The organism is Oceanicola sp. 22II-s10i, assembly GCF_002210105.1.
Taxonomy (GTDB): Bacteria; Pseudomonadota; Alphaproteobacteria; order Rhodobacterales; family Rhodobacteraceae; genus Pseudooceanicola.
Genome location: NZ_AQQU01000011.1, coordinates 81733 through 97903, shown reverse-complemented (window position 1 = coordinate 97903; position 16171 = coordinate 81733). Strand labels below are relative to the sequence as shown.

At 65.0% G+C, this 16171-nt stretch carries 16 protein-coding genes; 10 read left to right on the top strand and 6 right to left on the bottom strand.

Going from position 1 to position 16171, the window contains the following annotated elements:
- The 6 genes from ATO6_RS21045 to ATO6_RS21020 all read right to left on the bottom strand — a co-directional run.
- The coding region (locus ATO6_RS21045; RefSeq protein ID WP_088626018.1) for an FAD-dependent monooxygenase at nt 1-1513 on the bottom strand (1513 nt) is incomplete at its 3' end.
- Nucleotides 1514-1687: 174 nt separating this feature from the next.
- Nucleotides 1688-1924 (bottom strand): Lrp/AsnC ligand binding domain-containing protein, encoded by a 237-nt coding sequence (locus ATO6_RS21040; protein ID WP_088626017.1) that lies wholly within the window; start codon nt 1922-1924, stop codon nt 1688-1690.
- Between the two features lie 191 nt (nt 1925-2115).
- Nucleotides 2116-3750 carry an AMP-binding protein gene (locus ATO6_RS21035; protein WP_088626016.1) on the bottom strand — a complete coding sequence of 545 codons (1635 nt, stop codon included), beginning with the start codon at nt 3748-3750 and terminating at the stop codon, nt 2116-2118.
- A 43-nt stretch (nt 3751-3793) separates the two neighbouring features.
- Nucleotides 3794-4951 carry an acyl-CoA dehydrogenase family protein gene (locus ATO6_RS21030; RefSeq protein ID WP_088626015.1) on the bottom strand — a complete coding sequence of 386 codons (1158 nt, stop codon included), beginning with the start codon at nt 4949-4951 and terminating at the stop codon, nt 3794-3796.
- A complete protein-coding gene (locus ATO6_RS21025) occupies nt 4951-5751 on the bottom strand; it encodes an enoyl-CoA hydratase family protein (protein WP_088626014.1) in 801 nt (266 codons plus the stop codon). Before ATO6_RS21025 ends, ATO6_RS21030 begins: the two co-directional genes overlap by 1 nt.
- A complete protein-coding gene (locus tag ATO6_RS21020; protein WP_254919229.1) occupies nt 5748-6170 on the bottom strand; it encodes a MarR family winged helix-turn-helix transcriptional regulator in 423 nt (140 codons plus the stop codon). The genes ATO6_RS21025 and ATO6_RS21020 overlap by 4 nt, the downstream gene beginning before the upstream one ends.
- A 265-nt stretch (nt 6171-6435) precedes the next feature.
- Between ATO6_RS21020 and ATO6_RS21015 the strand changes: the two genes are divergently transcribed.
- The 10 genes from ATO6_RS21015 to kynU all read left to right on the top strand — a co-directional run bounded on the left by ATO6_RS21015 (nt 6436) and on the right by kynU (nt 15735).
- The gene (locus tag ATO6_RS21015; RefSeq protein ID WP_088626012.1) at nt 6436-7278 is read left to right on the top strand and encodes an alpha/beta hydrolase; all 843 of its coding nucleotides are present in this window, start codon (nt 6436-6438) and stop codon (nt 7276-7278) included.
- A 109-nt stretch (nt 7279-7387) separates the two neighbouring features.
- On the top strand, nt 7388-8575 hold the full coding sequence (locus ATO6_RS21010) for an ABC transporter substrate-binding protein (protein WP_088626011.1): 1188 nt from the start codon (nt 7388-7390) through the stop codon (nt 8573-8575).
- Between the two features lie 29 nt (nt 8576-8604).
- Nucleotides 8605-9522: a branched-chain amino acid ABC transporter permease gene (locus ATO6_RS21005; protein WP_088626010.1), complete on the top strand. Its 918-nt coding sequence runs from the start codon at nt 8605-8607 to the stop codon at nt 9520-9522.
- The gene (locus tag ATO6_RS21000; RefSeq protein WP_088626009.1) at nt 9519-10511 is read left to right on the top strand and encodes a branched-chain amino acid ABC transporter permease; all 993 of its coding nucleotides are present in this window, start codon (nt 9519-9521) and stop codon (nt 10509-10511) included. Before ATO6_RS21005 ends, ATO6_RS21000 begins: the two co-directional genes overlap by 4 nt.
- The gene (locus ATO6_RS20995) at nt 10508-11263 is read left to right on the top strand and encodes an ABC transporter ATP-binding protein (RefSeq protein ID WP_088626008.1); all 756 of its coding nucleotides are present in this window, start codon (nt 10508-10510) and stop codon (nt 11261-11263) included. Before ATO6_RS21000 ends, ATO6_RS20995 begins: the two co-directional genes overlap by 4 nt.
- Nucleotides 11263-11949, top strand: a complete 687-nt coding sequence (locus tag ATO6_RS20990) for an ABC transporter ATP-binding protein (RefSeq protein WP_088626007.1) — start codon at nt 11263-11265, stop codon at nt 11947-11949. The genes ATO6_RS20995 and ATO6_RS20990 overlap by 1 nt, the downstream gene beginning before the upstream one ends.
- Before the next feature lie 19 nt (nt 11950-11968).
- Entirely contained in the window at nt 11969-12415 is a 447-nt protein-coding gene (locus ATO6_RS20985; protein ID WP_088626006.1) for a cupin domain-containing protein, read from the top strand.
- A 4-nt stretch (nt 12416-12419) separates the two neighbouring features.
- Nucleotides 12420-13667: a flavin-dependent oxidoreductase gene (locus tag ATO6_RS20980; protein WP_088626005.1), complete on the top strand. Its 1248-nt coding sequence runs from the start codon at nt 12420-12422 to the stop codon at nt 13665-13667.
- A 41-nt stretch (nt 13668-13708) separates the two neighbouring features.
- Nucleotides 13709-14539, top strand: coding sequence for a tryptophan 2,3-dioxygenase (locus ATO6_RS20975; protein ID WP_088626004.1), 831 nt, complete (start codon nt 13709-13711; stop codon nt 14537-14539).
- Complete coding sequence (gene kynU, locus ATO6_RS20970) at nt 14536-15735, top strand: kynureninase (protein ID WP_254919228.1); 1200 nt, start codon at nt 14536-14538, stop codon at nt 15733-15735. Before ATO6_RS20975 ends, kynU begins: the two co-directional genes overlap by 4 nt.
- The last annotated feature ends 436 nt before the right edge of the window (nt 15736-16171 follow it).

Sequence of the window (16171 nt, the reverse complement as noted above, 5' to 3'; positions counted from 1 at the left end):
CCCACGCCAGCCGGGTCGAGCCCTTGCGCCCGGAATGGCCGATCTGCGCGCAAATCTTGGCTTGGGTTTCTTCGTGAACAAAGTCGGTGAGGCGCGTGTAGGCTTCGACCTGGTCGGGCCCGATGCAGGGACAGCCGGGGGTGATCCGGCCTTCCTTGCTGACGCAGAGCATTTCCGTGAACACCATCCCCGCGCCGCCCTTGGCACGTTCGGCGTAATGCACGAAATGCCAGTCGGTCGGCATCCCGTCCTTCGCCTTGTACTGGGCCATGGGCGAGACGACGACGCGGTTCACCAGTTCCATCCCGCGCAGCCTGAACGGCGCGAACATCGGCGAGCGATTGGAATTGCCGCCCGCCTTCTTCTGGAACCACGCTTCGGCCGTGGCCAGCCACTCCGGGTCACGCAGGCGCAGGTTCTCGTGGCTGATCCGCTGCGACCGGGTCAGCAGGGCATAGTTGAACTGCATCATGTCGAGGTCGAGATACCGCTCGATCTCCTCGAACCACTGGGTAGAGTTCCGCGCGGCCGAGGTCACCCGCAGCACCTGCAGCTTCCGCTCTTCCTGGTAGTCGTGCAGTGCCTGATCCAGCGGCTTCGGCGACGACAGCTTTTCCGCCAGCGCGATGGCCGACTCCATTCCCAGCTTGGACCCGGACCCGATCGAGAAATGCGCCGTGGCCGAGGCATCGCCGAGCAGCACGACATTCTCGTGATACCAGCTCTCGCAGGTCACGCGCGGGAACTGGATCCAGGCCGACCCGCGGATGTGCGCGGCGTTGGTCATCAGGGGATGACCGCCAAGGTGATCTTCGAAGATCTTCTCGCAGAGCGCGATGCTCTCCTGCTGGCTCATCGTGTCGAAGCCGAAGGCCCTGTAGGTCTCGGGCCCGCATTCCACGATGAAGGTCGCGGTGTTGTCGTCGAACTGGTAGGCGTGGGCCCAGATCCAGCCGTGCTCGGTCTTTTCGAAGATGAAGGTGAAGGCATCGTCGAATTTCTGATGCGTGCCGAGCCAGACGAAGTGGTTGGCCCGCATGTCGATCTCGGGCTGGAAATGCGCGGCATAATGGCTGCGGGTTTTCGAGTTCAGCCCGTCCGAGGCCACCAGCAGGTCGTTGTCGCGCCGCAGCTCTTCGATCCGGTCTGGCGTGATGTCGGTTTCGAACTCGATCGTCACGCCGAGGTCGCGCGCCCGCTGTTGCAGCAACAGGAGCATCTGCTTGCGCCCGATGCCGCAGAATCCGTGGCCGGAGGAGGTCATCGCCTCGTCCCCCCGCACCACCTTGACGTCGTCCCAATAGGCGAAGTGGTCGCGGATCATCTTCTCGCTGACGGGATCGTTCTGGTCGAAGTTCGACATCGTCTCGTCCGACAGCACGACGCCCCAGCCAAAGGTGTCGTCCGGCCGGTTGCGTTCATAGACCGTGATGTCATGCGCCGCGTCGCGCAGCTTCATCGAGATGGCGAAGTAGAGGCCCGATGGTCCCCCGCCCAGAACAGCGATCTTCATGGCCGAGTCTCCCTGATTTTCGAGGTCAGGGTATCGTCCCGGACAGTTATTTCAAGTATAAAATATTTAGACCTAAGGTTTGACTTCGGCGACGGGAGCCGCGCACGGGACACCGGCCCGCGGAGGATCCTTCCGGGTTCGGGTCGGGGTGTTCGGGGGCGCGTGGCGGGCCGCTCAGAACGCCTTGAAGGTCAGCGTTGTGTAGCTTCGGACGATGCCGTCGATGCCGCTCAGGTTGACATCGACGAAGCGGCCGATGTCGTCGCCGTCCGGGACGTAGGCCTTGATCAGCAGGTCGAAATTGCCGCTGGTCGAATAGATTTCCGAATGGAACTCACGAAAGACGATTGCCTCGGCCACGTCGTAGGTCTTGCCGATCTCACACTGCAACTGGATGAAAACGCACTGCATGTCGGGCTCCTTCTTGATGGGCGTGGCACTGCCCCTTTGTGCCGGGGCAGGGGCGCACGGTAAATACTCAAAACGCATGAGGTGGGGGGACGACATGGCAGCGTCGTTGTCACCTGCCTATCCTGCGTCCCGCCCGGTGAATGCGCCGGACGGCTCGTGTGATATCGCACGGCCTCCGGCTCCGCAGCACGTCACATCTTCAGCCGGAACCGCTGGATCTTACCCGAATCCGTCTTCGGCAGCGCCTCGGTGAACACCACCGAGCGGGGATATTTGTACGGCGCGATCTGTGCCTTGACGTGTTCCTGCAGCGCCTTGACCAGCTTCTCGCCCGCCTCGTGCCCCTCGGCGACGACGACATGCGCCTGGACGATGGTGCCGCGATCCTCGTCCGGCTGGCCGACGACGGCGCATTCGACCACGGCGGGATGCGAAAGCAGGGCCGCCTCGACCTCGGGACCCGCGATGTTGTAGCCCGAAGAAACGATCATGTCGTCGTTCCGCGCCGCGAAATGCAGATATCCGTCCTCGTCCATGACGAAGGCGTCGCCAGTGATGTTCCAGCCGTCCAGAACGTAGCTCTTCTGCCGGTCATCCGCCATGTAGCGGCAGCCGGTCGGACCACGCACGGCCAGCCGCCCGACCTGGCCCGGCGGGACCTCGTTCCCGTCGTCGTCGATCACCTTGGCCTCGTAGCCGGTAACCGGCTTGCCGGTGCAGGCGGGGCGGTGATCGTCGAAACGGTTGGTGATGAAGATGTGCAGCATCTCGGTCGCACCGATGCCGTCCAGCATCGGTTTGCCGGTCTTGGCCATCCACTCTTCATAGACCGGCGCGGGCAGGGTTTCCCCGGCCGAGACGGCAGCGCGGAGCGAGGACAGGTCTGCCCCTTCCTCCATCGCGCGCAGCATGGCGCGATAGGCCGTCGGGGCGGTGAAGCTGACCGTCGCCTGATACTTCTGGATGATCTCGATCATGTTGGGCGGGCTGGCGTTTTCCAGCAGGGTCGCCGCCGCGCCGAAGCGCAGGGGAAAGACAGCGAGGCCGCCGAGCCCGAAGGTGAAGGCGAGGGGCGGCGAGCCGACGAAGACATCCTCGGGCGTGACGCCCAGCACCTCTTTCGCGTAGCCATCCGCGATGATCAGGATGTCGCGGTGGAAATGCATCGTCGCCTTGGGCGATCCGGTCGTGCCCGAGGTAAACCCCAGAAGCGCCACGTCGTCCCGGCCCGTCTTCACGGCATCAAAGCGGACGGGCTTTTCCAGCGCCAGCCGGTCAAGTTCGGCGTCATGGTTCGAGGTGCCGTCGAACCCCACGACCTTTTCCAGGTATTCCGATGTCTTGGCGCAGGTGGCCATCTCGTCCATCAGCCGCGTGTCGCAGAAGGCGAACTGGATATGCGCCTTGTCGACAATGGCGGTGAGTTCGCGCGCGCGGAGCAGGGGCATGGTGTTGACCACCACCGCGCCCGCCTTGGTCGCCGCCAGCCAGACCGCGACCATCGCCGGGTTGTTGGCCGACCGGATCAGAACCCGGTTGCCTGGCTGGATGCCCAGGTCGGCGACCATCGCGTGGGCAAGGCGGTTGGTCCAGTCGGCAAGCTCCTTGTAGGTCCTTCGCCGACCATTGCCGATCAGTGCGGTGCGGTCCCCGAACCCCTTGTCCACCATCGCATCGGTCAGCTCCACGCCGACGTTCAGGTAGTCGGGATAGTCGAACCCGTCCAGACGGATGTCCGGCCACTGGTCCGCAGGGGGCAGGTTGTCGCGCGTGTAGGTGTCGACATGGGCCGAGGGGCCGAGGTCGATGGTCTGATGTGCAGTCATGCTTCCGGTCTCCCTGTGGCCCGACGTTGTGCCGGTCGTTCTTTCAGCCCGCCGCCGCGTCCAGCGTCTGGCGGGCGATGATCACCTTCTGGACGTCCGACGCGCCTTCGTAGATCCGGAGCGCCCGGATCTCGCGGTAGAGACGTTCGACCGTGTTGCCGGACCGGACGCCGTCCCCGCCGTGCAGCTGGACGGCGGCGTCGATGACCTTCTGCGCCTCGTCCGTGGCAAACAGCTTCGCCATCGCGGCCTCGCGGCTTACACGCGGTGCGCCACTGTCCTTGGTCCATGCAGCGCGATAGATCAGCAGGGCCGAGGCATCGACGCGCAGGGCCATCTCCGCGATATGCGCCTGCACCATCTGCAGATCGGCCAGCGGTTTGCCCTGCACTTGCCGGGCGGTGACACGGAACGTCGCCTCGTCCAGCGCGCGGCGCGCAAAGCCGAGCGCGGCGGCGGCCACGGTTGTCCGGAAGACGTCCAGCACCGACATGGCGATCTTGAAGCCCTGACCCGGTGCGCCGATCAGCGCGGACTTGGGCAGGCGCGCGCCGGTGAAGCGCAGCGTGGCCAGCGGGTGCGGCGCGATCGTGTCGAGCCGCTCCGCGATCTCGAAACCAGGCGTGTCGGCGGGCACGACGAAGGCCGACAGCCCCTTCGCGCCCGGCCCTTCGCCGGTGCGGGCAAACAGCGTGTAGACATCCGCGATCCCGCCGTTCGAGATCCATGTCTTTTCGCCGTCCAATACCCATGCATCGCCGTCGTCGCGGGCGGTCATGGTGGAGTTGGCGACATCCGAGCCGGATTGCGGCTCGGTGAGTGCGAAGGCGGAAATCGCGCGCCCGGAGCGGGTCAGGGGCAGCCACTCGGCCTGCTGGTCGGGCGACCCGAAGAGCGAGATCGCGCCGGTCCCGAGCCCCTGCATGGCGAATGCGAAATCGGCCAGCCCGTCGTGACGGGCCAGCGTTTCGCGCGACAGGCACAGGGTGCGCACGTCCAGCGGCCTGGGGTCTGCCGGATCGACCGCACTCGGGTCCAGCCAGCCGTCCGCGCCCAGTTTCGCGACCAGCGCGCGGCAGGCGTTGTCGGTGTCGTGATGGTCGATCTCGCCCAGCCCCGCGCACCAGTCGTCCAGCCCGAGGGCATGGTCCTTGTGGGCGGGCGTCAGGAACGGCCAGTTGAGATAGCTGCGATCCGCCATCAGTTGCCCTCGAACACCGGTTTCTGCTTCGCGACGAAGGCGTTGTAGGCGCGGGTGAAATCCTCGGTCTGCATGCAGATCGCCTGCGCCTGCGCCTCGGATTCGATCGCCTGCTCCAGCGACATGGACCATTCCTGCTGCAGCATGGTCTTGGTCATCATGTGGCCGAAGTTCGGACCCTCGGCGATCTTCCGGGCCCATGCCACGGCTTCGGGTTCCAGATCAGCGGCCGGGACCAGACGGTTCCAGAAGCCCCATCTCTCGCCCTCGTCGGCATTCATGGCGCGGCCGGTATAGAGCAGTTCGTTCGCACGCCCCTGTCCGATGATCCGGGGCAGCATGGCGCAGGCGCCCATGTCGCAACCGGCCAGACCGACGCGGGTGAAGAGGAAGGCGCATTTCGCCTCGGGCGTCGCGATCCTCAGGTCCGAGGCCATGGCGATGATCGCCCCCGCGCCGACGCAGACGCCGTCGGCGGCGGTGATGATCGGCTTGCCGCAGTTGATCATGGATTTCACCAGATCGCCGGTCATCCGGGTGAACTGCAGCAGCTCTTTCATCGACATCTTCGTCAGCGGGCCGATGATGTCGTGCACGTCGCCGCCGGACGAGAAGTTGCCGCCGTTCGAGGCGAAGACCACGGCCTTGACCTCGTCATCGAAGCGCAGGTCGCGGAACCAGTCGCGCAACTCGGCATAGCTGTCGAAGGTCAGGGGGTTCTTGCGGTCCGGGCGGTCCAGCCGGACGGTCGCGATACCGTCCTCGATGTTGCACAGGAAATGTTTCGTGTCGGCCCTCATGGGGTCTCCTCCTCGTCGTCGTGGCGGCGGATGCCGTCGAAATGGTCCGAGAACATGCGCGCCTCTTCCGGTGTGAAGCCGGCGAGCAGTTCGTTGATCCAGGTCTCGTGCGCGGCGGCCTGCGCGGCAAAGACCTCCTGTCCCTTCTGCGTCAGCCGGACGAGAGAGGCGCGGCGGTCGCCGGGCACCTGCACCCGGATGACCAGCCCTTCCTCGGCCAGCCGGTCCACGATGCCCGTGACATTTCCGTTGGAGACCCGCAGCACGCCGGAAAGCGCGCTCATCTTCAGGCCGTCGGCATAGCGGGCCAGGGCGGCCATGACGTCGAAGCGGGGCAGGGTGGAGGCGAACTCCGTCCGCAGCCTCTCGCGCAGCTGCGCCTCGACGTTGCGGGTGGTCTTGAGCATTCTCAGCCACATCCGGAGACGCTCTTTCGAGGCGGCGTCGGGGGCGGAGGCGCGGTCACTCACGATGTCGGATTTCTGTTCGGCCACCTGTCGCTCCGCCATGGTTTCCGGGGTGATTGCGAACAGGCTAGGCAGCGCCAAAAAATATTTCAAGCAAAAAAGGTTTTAGCTTGAAATACATTTCGAGCCGCGTAACGATGGCTTCAAACAGGGGCGTCCGCGCCGGCATGATTGGCCTGATCGCCCTGTAAAACAAGACCGAATTGGGAAGTATGCGATGGTGGCCTTCGCTGTGACAGACTGGGATGACGCCTATGAAAACGGCGCCAACATCCCCGGCGGCTCCAACTACCCGGCCGCGTGGGAAGAGCCCTCTGCCTCTTTCCGCGCCACTTCCGACAACCGCCTCGATATCGCTTACGGTCAGGGCGAGAGGCATCGCTACGACCTCTTCCTGCCCCAGGGCGAGCCGCTCGGCCTGTTCGTCTTCGTTCACGGCGGATACTGGATGGCGCTGGACAAGTCCTACTGGTCCCACCTCGCGGCCGGGCCGGTTGCGCGGGGCTGGGCGGTGGCGATTCCGTCCTATGATCTGTGCCCCGCGGTGACGATTGCCGAGATCACCGCACAGGTCGGCGCCGCGATCGCCCATGCGGCCGGAGAGGTCGCCGGCCCGGTCGTCCTGAGCGGCCATTCGGCGGGCGGACACCTCGTAACCGCCATGATGTGCCATGACACGCCGCTGCCCGGCGCCGTGCGGGACCGGATGGCGCATGTGCTCTCCATCTCGGGCGTGCATGACCTGCGCCCGATGACGCAGATGTGGCGGCGCGAGGCGCTGCAGCTCGACATGGAGTCCGCGGCGGCACAGAGCCCGGTGCTCAAGCGGCCGCTGGACGGCGTGCAGTTGACCACATGGGTCGGCGGCGGCGAGCGACAGGAATTTCTGCGTCAGTCGGCGCTGCTGTCGAACATCTGGCACGGGCTGGGATGCCTGACGCAGGATGTCGTCCAGCCGGACCGCCACCACTTCAATGTCATCGACGGCCTCGCCGATCCTGACAGTCCGATGCTGCGCACCGTGCTCGGCGCGGCGGAGGAAAAGTTGATCAGAAAATAACTTGCATGTGCAGTGCGATGCGCCGCTCAATGCTGGGTGTCGCGCTCACCAAACAGGCCAGGCGCAATAACAGACGGCAAAGCCGCAGACTTCAACCAGGGAGTTCGTAATGAACCACAAGACCAAACTGCTTGCCTCCACACTGCTGGCCATGGGGATGACCGCCCCGGCCTTTGCACAGGACGTACCCGCATCCGCCAATGACGGCGTGCTGAAGATCGGCCTCGTCTACACCCTCTCCGGCCCGCCCGCGGCGCTCGGCACGCAGGCGCGTGACGGCTTCATGCTGGCGGCCGAGAAGATGGGCGACATCGGCGGGATGAAAACCGAGATCATCATCATCGACGACGAAGGCAAGCCCGACCTCGCCGCCGAGAAGGCTCGCGAGCTGGTCGAACGCGAAAGCGTCGACTTCGTCGTCGGCCCGATCTTCTCGAACATCCTGATGGCGATGGTGCAGCCCGTCACCTCGACCGGCACGATCCTGATCTCGACCAACGCCGGCACCTCGACCCTTGCGGGAGAGTCCTGCAACCCGAACTTCTTCACGACATCCTATCAGAACGACCAGAACCACGAAGTGATGGGCGCCTATGCCGAGAAGATGGGTTACAAGAACGTCTTTCTGATGACGCCGAACTATCAGGCGGGCAAGGACAGTCAGGCGGGGTTCAAGCACTCCTACACCGGCGCCACCGCGGGCGAGGTCTATACCGAGCTGGGGCAGCTCGACTTCTCGGCCGAGCTGGCGCAGATCGCGGCCTTCCAGCCTGACGCCGTCTTCACCTTCATGCCCGGCGGCATGGGCGTGAACCTCGTCAAGCAATACGCGCAGGCGGGGCTGACCTCGATCCCCTTCCTGTCGGCCTTCACCGTGGACGAAACCACGCTGCCCGCCACGCAGGACGCGGCCGTCGGCATGCTGGGCGGCGCGAACTGGGCGCCCGACATGGACAACGAAGCCAACAAGGCCTTCGTCGATGCCTATATCGCCAAATACAACGCCGTGCCCGGCACCTACGCGATGCAGGCCTATGACGCGGCCCAGCTGATCGACAGCGCCGTCAAGAAACTGGGCGGCGACCTCAAGGACCGTGACGCCCTGCGCGCCGCGATCCACGAGGCGGACTTCGAAAGCCCGCGCGGCGACTTCTCGTTCGGGTCCAACAACTTCCCGATCCAGGACTTCTACCTGGTCGAAGCGGTGAAGCGCGACGACGGGATGTATGGCACGTCGATCAAGGAGAAGATCTTCGACGACTACGTCGATAACTACGCCGCCTCCTGCAAGATGTGATCTGAGACTGCGGCCGGGAGATCACGACCATGATGAACCTGTTTGTCCTGCAACTGCTCAACGGGGTCCAGCTGGGTGTCCTGCTGTTCCTCATCGCGGCGGGACTGACGCTGGTGTTCGGGATCATGGACGTGATCAACCTGGCCCATGGCGTCCTCTACATGGTGGGCGCCTACCTGATCGCCACCTTCGCGGCGGCGACCGGCAGCTTCTGGTGGGGTCTCCTGCTGACGTTGCCGGCCGCCGTCGTCGTCGGTCTGGTGGTCGAATTCGTCGTAATGCGACGATTATATGCCCGCTCGCACCTCGATCAGGTGCTGGCGACCTTCGGGCTGGTCATGATCGCCAACGAGGCGGTCAAGATGATCTGGGGCACCTCGCCACTGTCGGTGCCCATGCCCGAGATCTTCTCAGGCTCCGTTCCGCTGATGGGGCCGCTGAAATACCCGGTCTACCGGATCGTCATCATCGCAGCGGGCCTCGCCGTCGCACTCGGCCTGTTCGTGATGGTCAATTACACCCGTGTCGGCATGCTGCTGCGCGCCGGGGCCACCAACCGTGACACCGTCTCGGCGCTTGGCGTCGACATCAACCGGCTGTTCGCCATCGTCTTCACCCTCGGCGCCGTGCTGGCCTGCCTTGCGGGGGCCATGGTGGCGCCGATCCTGTCGGTCGACACCGGCATGGGGGAATCCGTCCTGATCCTGACCTTCGTGGTCGTGGTCATCGGCGGCATAGGGTCGATCAAGGGGGCCTTCCTCGGCGCGCTACTGGTCGCCACTGTCGATACCATCGGCGGGGTCTTCGGTCCGATTTGGCTCCGCAGTTTCCTCGACCCCTCGGCCGCCGGCCAGATGGGGCGCGTGCTGGCGCCGATGCTGGTCTACATCCTGATGGCCGTCATCCTGTTCGCCAAACCCGCCGGCCTCTTCGGGAGGCGCGCATGACCGAGCTGACCGCAACCGCGACGCCCGCCAACCGGCCCGCGCTGTCGGGCAGGGTCAAGGCCGCGCTGGTGCTGTTCGTCCTGTTCGCGCTGATGCCGCCGGTGGCCTCGGCCCTCGACGACCCGTTCTACGTGCTCATCGGCACCCGCATCATCGCCTATGCGATCGCGGCGATGGCGCTGGACCTGATCCTGGGCTACGGCGCGATGGTCAGCTTCGGCCATGCCGCCTATCTCGGCTTCGGAACCTACGCGGTGGCGATCCTGTCGCGCCACGGGATCAATGACCTGTTCCTGCAGATTGTCTTCGCCATGGGGATCTCGGCCGTCTTCGCCTTCGTCACAGGGGCGATTTCGCTGCGCACGCGGGGCGTCTATTTCATCATGATCACGCTGGCCTTCGGGCAGATGGCCTTTTTCTTCTTCATCTCGCTTTCCGCTTATGGCGGGGACGACGGGGTGGCGCTGGCGCAGCGGTCGACTGTCCTCGGGATGGACCTGCTGGAGACGAACTTCGGGCTCTACTACGTCTCGCTGGCCCTGCTGATCGGGCTCTTCTTCCTCTGCCACCGCATCGTCGGCTCGCGCTTTGGCCGCGTGCTGACCGGGGTCCGGGAAAACCCGACCCGGATGGAAGCGATCGGCTTCTCGCCGTTCCGCTACCAGTTGACCGCCTTCATCATCTCGGGCTGCATCACGGGCGTCGCCGGCGTCATCCTGGCCAATCAGGCGCAGTTCGTCTCTCCGGCGTTCATGTCCTGGCACAAGTCGGGCGAACTGATCGTCATGGTCGTGCTCGGCGGTGTCGGCACCCTTGCCGGTCCGATCGCCGGGGCGGTCGCGGCACTGATGCTGGAAGAATGGCTGGGCCATTTCTCGGACAACTGGAAACTCTATTTCGGCATCTTCCTCGTGCTGATGGTCCTGTTCTCGCCCCACGGGATCACCGGTGTGCTCAGAAAGATGGGTCTCGTGAGGGGGCAGGAATGACATCGCTCACCGTCACCGGCCTGAACAAGAGTTTCGGCGCACTGAAGGTCACCGACGACGTCTCGCTCTCGGTCGAGCCGGGAGAGTTCCACGCCATCATCGGGCCGAACGGGGCGGGCAAGACGACGCTGATCTCGCAACTGTCCGGCCAGTTGCGCAGTGACAGCGGCGCCGTCCGTCTCGGCGATCACGACGTGTCGCGTCTGAGCATGCCCGAGCGCGTCAGGCTGGGGCTGGCGCGGTCGTTCCAGATCACCTCCGTCCTGCCGGGCTTCACGGCGCTGGAAAACGTCGCGCTGGCGGTGCAGGCGCGCGACGGTTCGTCCTACCGGTTCTTCGGGCGGGTCTCCGACGAGTCACCGCTGAACGGCGAGGCCATGACCGCGCTGCGCGAGGCGGGGCTGGATCGCCGGGCGCATGTGTTGGCGAAATCGCTCAGCCATGGCGAACACCGGCGGCTGGAACTGGCCATCGCGCTGGCGACACGGCCCAAGGTACTGCTGCTGGACGAACCGCTGGCGGGCGTGGGTGGCGAAGATGCCGAGGCCTTCATCGAGAACCTCCGCAAGCTGAAGGGCCGCTTCACAATGGTCCTGATCGAACACGACATGGACGCCGTCTTTGCGCTGGCGGACCGGGTGTCGGTGCTGGTCTACGGCCGCATCATCGCCACCGGCGCGCCTGAAGAGATCCGCAATGACCCCGAAGTGCGCGCCGCCTATCTCGGCGAAGAAGAAGGGGAGGCCGCCTGATGCTGGAGGTCAACGGGCTGGAGGCCGGCTATGGCGAAAGCCAGATCCTGTTCGGCATCGACTTCCGCGTGGGTCAGGGCGAGGTCGTCACGCTTCTGGGCCGCAACGGCATGGGCAAGACCACGACGATCAAGTCGATCTTCGGCCTGGTCAAGCCGCGCGCGGGCAGCGTCAAGGTCGGGGGCAAGAACCTGACCGGCGCCGATCCGCACCGGATCGCGATGGCCGGTCTGGGCTATGTCCCCGAGGGGCGTCAGATCTTTCCGACTCTCTCGGTCGAAGAGAATCTCCGCGCGACGGCCCGCCCGGGCAAATGGACAATAGACCGGATATACGAGTTATTTCCCCGCCTGCGTGAACGACGCCGGAACATGGGCAATCAGTTGTCAGGTGGTGAACAACAGATGCTGGCCATCGGTCGCGCCCTCATGACCAACCCCCATTTGGTCGTTCTGGACGAGGCGACAGAGGGTCTTGCGCCCCTCATCCGAGCTGACATCTGGCACTGCCTGAGGCGCCTCAAGGACGAGGGCGAGGCCATTCTTGTCATTGACAAAAATGTGGATGCGCTAACCAAATTCGCGGATCGCCACGTGGTGATCGAGAAAGGCCGTGTCGTCTGGACCGGGACGACCGCCGAAATTCTCGCGACCCCCGAGGTGAAGGACCGCTTTCTGCATGTCTGATCTGATAGGAGCCCTTGAGATGAAACCCGGCGTCACCCGTTCCAATTCCGGCATCGAAGATATCAGCTGGAACATCCTCGGCCAGACCTACGTGCCGAAGCAGAAATCCAAGAACTCGATGGCTTGGCACGCGACCCTGCCAAAGGGCACCTTCGTGCCGCCGCACATCCACCCGACGCAGGACGAATTCATCTACGTGCTCGAAGGGCGCTTCGACGTGATCCTCAACGGTGTCGAGGCCTATGCCGAACCCGGCGACCTGATCCGCCTGCCGATGAACGTGCCGCACGGCATCTACAACAAGACCGACCAGACCATCAAATGCCTGTTCTGGGTCTCTCCGACCCGGCGGCTCTACGACCTGTTCTGGGCGCTGCACAACCTCGGCCCCGACGCCAACCCGGCAGACGTTGTCGCGGTCTCCGCCCAGCACGAGGTCGACTTCCTCCCGCCTGAGGAGGACTGATCCCATGAAGGTCCTGATCGCAGGGGCAGGGATCGGCGGGCTGACCACGGCCCTGATGCTTCACGCCCGCGGCATCAAGGTGAAGATCTACGAGACCGCCCGCGAGGTGCGCGAGGTCGGCGTCGGCATCAACGTGCTGCCCCACGCGATCCGGGAACTCGCCCAGCTCGGTCTGCTCGATGCGCTGGACGATGTCGCGGTGCGGACGCGCAAGCTCACCTACCTCAACAAGCAGGGGCAGGAGGTCTGGTCCGAACTGCGCGGGATGCATGCGGGTCATGACGTGCCGCAGTTCTCGATCCACCGGGGGCGGCTGCAGAAGGTCATGTACGACGCCGTGATCGACCGGCTCGGAAAGAAAGCGGTCAAGACCGGCCGCCGGCTGGCCGGCTTCGTGCAGGACGAGGCGGGCGTCACCGCCCATTTCGCCGACAGCGTGACGGGCGGGCCGGGCAAGTCGGTGCGCGGCGACGTGCTGATCTGCGCCGACGGCATCCATTCCGCCGGCCGCAAGGTCTTTTACCCCAACGAGGGCGCGCCCTCGTGGCAGGGCGTTGCGATGTGGCGCGGGGCCACCATGATGCCGGTCTGGGAGGATGGCGAGAGCATGGCCATCGGCGGTGGCCTGGGCGGCAAGTTCGTCCTCTATCCGATCGCGCCCGCGAAGAACGGCAAGCAGCTGATGAACTGGGTGGTGAACGTCCGGATCAAGGACCCCGCCATATCGTCGCCGCCGCCCGACAACTGGTCGCGCAAGGCCCCGCTGTCGCTGGTTCTGCCTCATGCGCTGCGCTTTCACGTCCCGGGGATGGATATCGGCAAGCTGGTGCGCAAGACGACCGAGATCTTCGAATATCCCATGGCCGACCGCGATCCGCTGCCGCGCTGGACTTTCGGGCGGGTCACGCTTCTGGGCGATGCCGCGCATCCGATGTATCCCGTCGGCTCCAACGGTGCCTCGCAGGCGATCCTGGATGCCCGCTGCCTCGCCGATGCACTGGCGCGGGCGGAACACCCCCGCGCCGCGCTCTATCAGTACGAGAAGGAGCGCCTGCCCAAGACGGCAGAGGTCGTGCGCACCAACCGCATCGGTGGACCCGAACGGGTGATCGACGAAGTTGAAAAGATCGCGCCCGCCGGGTTCGAGTCGATCGACGACGTCCTGTCCTACGAGGACCGCAGGGCGATTGTCGGCGGCTATGCCAACATGGCCGGTTTCTCGCGGGTCACGGTGATCCGGCGGGCCTCCTGACAGGCGACATAGGGCCCGCGACGCATCAGGGGGAGGGCGTCATGAGCAGTTACGATCCGGGCGGGGAGGGCGCGAAGATGTCCTTCGCGCAGGACATGAGCTATATCGACTACCTCGGTCTGGACCCGATCCTCGGGGCGCAGGCTCCGCGGTCTGATGCCCATGACGAGATGCTGTTCATTATTCAGCACCAGACCTCCGAACTCTGGATGCGGCTGGCCCTGCACGAACTGTCTTCGGCGCGCGAGGCGCTGAACCGTGGCGAGGTCCGCCAGGCGTTCAAGATGCTGACCCGTGTCGCCCGCATCTTCGACCAGCTCAACGGGGCGTGGGACGTGCTGCGGACCATGACGCCGAGCGAGTACACCAAGTTCCGGTCGGAACTGGGCGCATCCTCGGGGTTCCAGTCGCACCAATACCGGCTGATCGAATTCATCCTCGGCAACCGCAACCGCGCGATGATGAAGGTGCACGAACACCGGCCCGAGCTGCACGCGATGCTGGAGCAGGAGCTGCGCACGCCCACGCTTTACCACGCCGCCCTGCACATGCTCGAGGCGGAACTCGACGTGCGGTTCGACCCTGCGGTCTACCGGATGGAAGACCCGCACAGTGCCAGCGAGGCGGTCACCGAGGCATGGCTGACCATCTACCGCGCCCCCGACGACCACTGGACGCTCTACGAACTGGCCGAGAAGCTGGTCGACCTCGAAGACTACTTCCGCCGCTGGCGCTTCAACCATGTGACCACGGTCGAACGCATCATCGGCTTCAAGCGCGGCACCGGCGGGACGTCGGGCGTTCAGTACCTGCGGCGTATGCTCGAAGTGGAGCTCTTCCCCGAACTCTGGTCCCTGAGAGGTGCCCTGTGACCAAGCCCGTGAGCCTGCCCGTGAAGGAGCGGTTTCATCTGCCCGAGGGCGTGATCTACCTCGACGGCAATTCGCTCGGGCCGCTGCCACGCGGGGTGGAGGACGCGGTATCGAAGATGATCACCGACGAATGGGCCGCGCATCTGATCAAGGGCTGGAACGTCGACGACTGGATGGCGCAACCGATCCGTGTCGGCAACCGGCTGGCCGCAATGCTCGGCGCGCCGGACAACGCCATCGCGCTTGGCGACACCCTGTCGATCAAGGTCTACCAGGCGCTCGCCTCGTCGGTCGAGATGCGGCCCGATCGGCGCGTCATCCTCTCCGACAGCGGCAACTTTCCGTCCGATCTCTATATGGCCGAAGGGCTGATCCGGCTGCTCGGCAACCGGCACGAATTGCGCATCGTCGCCCCCGAGGAGGTAGAGGCCGCGATGACCGACGAGGTCGCTGTCGCCATGATCACGCAGGTCGACTACCGCACCGGGCGGATGCACGACATGGACCGGATCACGCGCGCGGCCCATGCGGCCGGGGCCGTCATGCTCTGGGACTTGGCGCACAGTGCCGGTGCCGTGCCGGTGGACCTGACGGTCTGCGAGTGCGAATTCGCGGTCGGCTGCACCTACAAGTATCTCAACGGCGGTCCCGGCGCCCCGGCGTTCATCTATGTCCGGCCCGACCTCATCGAGACCACGAAACCCGCGCTCAGCGGCTGGCTGGGTCACGACGCGCCCTTCGCGTTCGAGCCGTCCTATCGCCCCGCCGTCGGGATCGAACGGATGCGCGTCGGAACGCCGCCCGTCATCGCTCTGACCGCGCTGGAGCGCGCGCTGGATGTCTGGGAGGGCATCGAGATGGCCGATCTCCGCGCGGCCTCACTCCACCTGTCCGAGGTCTTCATCGCCGGGGTCGAGGCGCGCTGCCCGGATCTTTCCCTCGTCAGCCCGCGCGACGGGCGCGAAAGGGGGAGCCAGGTCTCCTTCGCATTCGAGCATGGCTATGCCACGATGCAGGCCCTTATCGCCCGCGATGTCATCGGCGACTTCCGCGCACCCGACATCATGCGCTTCGGCTTCACCCCGCTTTATCTGGACGAGGCGGACGTGCGACGCGCCGTCGACATTCTGGCGGAGGTGCTGGACCGGCGGCTCTGGGATCGCCCGGAGTACAGACAGACGAACAGGGTCACCTGATCCGACGGTCACCGGCGGCCGCGGCGCGGCTCGACTGGGACGTCTTTTGGTCGGAGCGGGCTCTGCCTCAAACTGGAGGAAGATACGGGTCTCGGGTCAAAAAGTCGGGAATCGAGCGACTGGCACAGCTGGTCAGTTACATAATCAGGGTTATGGGTCGGACGGAATCTCCGGTGATCATTCCTCTAGTGAACTCGTCGGACCAAGCTCTGCCGGGGGCGGATAATGCGTCCGCGGGCTGATCCATTTCAGGGTCGTGAGGTCAGAGAGCGCGTTCAGCTGCGCCGCCGCGCTGAAGCACCAAACGGGGGCGCATGGCCCTCCGGTTGCCGTCAAGACGGACAAGCAGATGGTGCTGCGGGCTACACCCTGTTCAAAGAAACGATGTTCCCCTTTGCTTTGGCGTGAACCGCGTCCGTCGAAACCCCGAGGGCAG

Coding starts and splice junctions, on each gene's coding strand:
- ATO6_RS21040 (WP_088626017.1), bottom strand. CDS start 1,924: ATGCAGTGCGTTTTCATCCAGTTGCAGTGTGAGATCGGCAAGACCTAC.
- ATO6_RS21035 (WP_088626016.1), bottom strand. CDS start 3,750: ATGACTGCACATCAGACCATCGACCTCGGCCCCTCGGCCCATGTCGAC.
- ATO6_RS21030 (WP_088626015.1), bottom strand. CDS start 4,951: ATGGCGGATCGCAGCTATCTCAACTGGCCGTTCCTGACGCCCGCCCAC.
- ATO6_RS21025 (WP_088626014.1), bottom strand. CDS start 5,751: ATGAGGGCCGACACGAAACATTTCCTGTGCAACATCGAGGACGGTATC.
- ATO6_RS21020 (WP_254919229.1), bottom strand. CDS start 6,170: ATGTGGCTGAGAATGCTCAAGACCACCCGCAACGTCGAGGCGCAGCTG.
- ATO6_RS21015 (WP_088626012.1), top strand. CDS start 6,436: ATGGTGGCCTTCGCTGTGACAGACTGGGATGACGCCTATGAAAACGGC.
- ATO6_RS21010 (WP_088626011.1), top strand. CDS start 7,388: ATGAACCACAAGACCAAACTGCTTGCCTCCACACTGCTGGCCATGGGG.
- ATO6_RS21005 (WP_088626010.1), top strand. CDS start 8,605: ATGATGAACCTGTTTGTCCTGCAACTGCTCAACGGGGTCCAGCTGGGT.
- ATO6_RS21000 (WP_088626009.1), top strand. CDS start 9,519: ATGACCGAGCTGACCGCAACCGCGACGCCCGCCAACCGGCCCGCGCTG.
- ATO6_RS20995 (WP_088626008.1), top strand. CDS start 10,508: ATGACATCGCTCACCGTCACCGGCCTGAACAAGAGTTTCGGCGCACTG.
- ATO6_RS20990 (WP_088626007.1), top strand. CDS start 11,263: ATGCTGGAGGTCAACGGGCTGGAGGCCGGCTATGGCGAAAGCCAGATC.
- ATO6_RS20985 (WP_088626006.1), top strand. CDS start 11,969: ATGAAACCCGGCGTCACCCGTTCCAATTCCGGCATCGAAGATATCAGC.
- ATO6_RS20980 (WP_088626005.1), top strand. CDS start 12,420: ATGAAGGTCCTGATCGCAGGGGCAGGGATCGGCGGGCTGACCACGGCC.
- ATO6_RS20975 (WP_088626004.1), top strand. CDS start 13,709: ATGAGCAGTTACGATCCGGGCGGGGAGGGCGCGAAGATGTCCTTCGCG.